Source organism: Vibrio sp. Hep-1b-8 (assembly GCF_006124995.1).
In the GTDB taxonomy this organism is placed as follows: domain Bacteria; phylum Pseudomonadota; class Gammaproteobacteria; order Enterobacterales; family Vibrionaceae; genus Vibrio.
In genome coordinates, this window is sequence record NZ_QEWN01000047.1 from 1 (window position 1) to 3,108 (window position 3,108).

A 3,108-nucleotide genomic window follows, 5' to 3' on the forward strand; every position below is an offset into this window, starting at 1 on the left:
GCGTAGGACCTCTTGTCGCGTCAGGCATCATTGGTTCTATAAACAGCGTTGGTGAGTTCAAAAATGGTCGGCAACTGTCCGCGTGGTTAGGGTTGACGCCGTCTCAATACAGCAGTGGTGACAAAAACTATCTTGGAAAAATCACTAAACGCGGAAACCGAGATTTAAGGAAGCTACTCATTCAGGGGGCAAGAGCAGTGATAAACTGGTGTGAGCGAAAATCGGACCCACTCAGTCTGTGGCTACAGACATTAAAACCCAAGATGCATGTCTGCAAATTGGTCGTTGCTCTCGCGAATAAGCTGGCACGGATTATTTGGGCCGTGTTGGTAAAAAGAGCGCCTTATAATCCTCATTTGGCGTGTGCCTGATAAAGAGAACCATCTGTAAAAGAGCGGTAATACACTGATGTAAAACGGTTTGTCTTATTCAAAACCTGTTAAGGACAGCGGCTATTGAAAAGCCATGCGTGTGTAGAGGAGGATAAGACGTCAATTTGGAACTCATTAGGGCGCAGCAAGCTAAACGTTGCTATAACGACGCCGGATATATGTCGCAAGACCGTCGACCATCAATGTTAATCTCCGTTAAGGGTGCCTATGAAATAGCTTAAAGAAAAGACCGACATTAATTTCAATCAGGCCTTGCGAACAGCGAGGTGACCATATATGTCCTTTCAATTTTTAAAATGAATGCGCCGATTGTTGCTAAAAGCGTTTGAGGTGATTTAAGGGGTGTTTGAGTACAAGTCACGTTTAACATAATAGGAAATTGACTACATCATTCGTCGCTTATTTATTCTATTCTGGTTCTGTTAATTTTGATACTTATTTTGTGTTAGTACTGTTATTACAAAATCATAAACGTAATTAGAATCGGAATATATGTTTTTTAAAAAGAAAAAAATGGTCAAAACCCCCGACCTTAATCAAGATTTTATTGAGTCTTTATATGGATCTCTGGCCGTTATTGAATTTACCCCTGAAGGGGAGATTTTAAATGCTAGTGATTTGTTTTTATCCTGTGTTGGATACCAAAGGCAAGAAATTATAGGTAAGCACCATTCTCTCTTTTGTTTAGAAGAAATTGCGTTATCGCAACAGTATTCCCATTTTTGGCACAATCTAGCTTCAGGGGAAGCGCAAAGTGGAGTTTTCTCCCGACTTAATAAATCAGGAAAAGAAATATTTGTTGAGGCAACGTATTTCCCGGTAATCTCTGATGGAAAAGTTATAAAAGTTGCTAAAGTCGCCTCTGATGTTACAGAACAACATGTAAGAAGCATTGAAGATTGTGAGTTATTAAGTGCATTGGACCGAACGTTTGCCGTTATCACATTTTCACCTTCTGGAGAGGTAATTAATGCAAATGATGCATTCCTGAGTACTTTAGGTTATTCACAAGATGAAGTCGTAACCAAGCATCATAAAATGTTTTGTTTTGACGATTTTTATCAAGAAAACCCTCATTTTTGGAGGGAGTTACAAGGTGGGAGAGCATTTAGTGGGCGTTTTTTAAGAAAATCAAAACTAGGCGATAGAATTTGGATTCAGGCGTCTTACAACCCAATATTCAACGATAAAAATGAAGTATATAAAGTGGTTAAGTTTGCTACTGATATTACACCAGAGGTCCTTCAAGAGGAGGCTTCAAATGAGGCCATATCGATTGCTTACACAACGGCTGTTGAAACTGAACAAGTAGCAACGGATGGTAAAAAGTCAATAAACAAAGTTCAAGAACAATCACTAGACGCAGTTCAACAAGTGGAAAGCTCCGTCGAACTAATAAATAAGCTAAATGAACTCTCAACTAACATTGAAAATATCGTCCAAGTTATTGGTAGCATTGCTGATCAAACGAACTTACTGGCTTTAAATGCGGCAATAGAAGCAGCAAGAGCTGGTGAATATGGACGTGGTTTTGCTGTTGTGGCTGATGAAGTGAGGGTTTTAGCTTCCAAGACATCAGGCTCAACAGATGAAATTAGTCGAGTGGTCTCTGAAAATGTAATGTTGACGAATAAAATATCCGAATCAATGGGGAAAATTAGAGTCTCTGCAATAGATACAAATGAACAACTATACACTGTATCTTCAGTGATCGATGAAATACAAAGAGGTGCAGAGGATGTCGCTAAAAATATGTCCAATTTAACTTAGTGTGAACGTAAACCAATTTTTTAGCTAGTGCGATTTTACTTACCGCACTAGCACTTCATAGCTAGCTGTGTCATACCTGTAGTTATTCATTAGTTGCTAAATTAGCAAAAACGCTGGTAAATAAATGTCCAAATACGATTTATTGCCAATTAGGAAAAGCTGTTAATTAAGAAAAGCAGTCTCTCGATCTCCTGAAAAAGTGGCATTGGAAATGGTTCAAGAACGGCTCAAATCTTCTCTCGCTCGCATAGATAGAGAAAAAGTGATCTTACTTCGACATTTTTTGCCTAGTTTTTCTTTTTAATTCAGAAAATGAGTAATTTTTCAATGTGCTATTGCTTGCTTATCGAGCGGTCGTTATTCTCGGTTTAATACAGAAGATATTATCTATACCCCTGATCATTGAAAATGCTTGATTTTCTTTAGAATCAGGATCATGCTACGAACCATGAAAATTACACTGACTCCTCAGCAGAAACTGCAACTCGAACAAATGCACGATTCTACTCGTGATGGTCGAGTGCGTGACCGTATTAAAGCAGTATTGCTTACCACAGAGGGGTGGAGTCAGACCATGATTGCTCAAGCTCTTCGCATTCATGAATCAACCGTTGCACGCCACCTTAGTGACTACGTTCTTTCTGAAAAACTTAAGCCTGAAAATGGCGGAAGCCAAAGCAAGCTTTCTGCTACTCAAACCATGCACCTAATCGAGCATTTGACTGAGAAAACCTATTCTCACACTCATCAAATTGTCGCCTACGTTAAAGAGGCATTTGGACTTGATTATACGGTCTCTGGTATGAACAAATGGCTTCACCACAATGGCTTTAGCTACAAGCAACCGAAAGGCGTTCCACACAAGTTTGATAAAGCAAAACAGCAAGCATTCATAGAGGCTTATGAAGCTCTAAAGGCAAGCTGTGGCAAGGATGAATCGATAGTC

The 3,108-nt window shown here is 39.4% G+C and carries 3 protein-coding genes; all 3 read left to right on the plus strand.

The window, feature by feature from the left end:
- Positions 1-371, plus strand: a 371-nt coding sequence (locus DA100_RS08030; protein ID WP_138971700.1) for a transposase, incomplete at its 5' end; no start/stop codon positions are given.
- A 513-nt stretch (positions 372-884) separates the two neighbouring features.
- Complete coding sequence (locus DA100_RS21495) at positions 885-2,162, plus strand: PAS domain-containing methyl-accepting chemotaxis protein (protein ID WP_138971701.1); 1,278 nt, start codon at positions 885-887, stop codon at positions 2,160-2,162.
- A 448-nt stretch (positions 2,163-2,610) separates the two neighbouring features.
- Positions 2,611-3,108, plus strand: a 498-nt coding sequence (locus DA100_RS08040) for a winged helix-turn-helix domain-containing protein (protein ID WP_171052173.1), incomplete at its 3' end; no start/stop codon positions are given.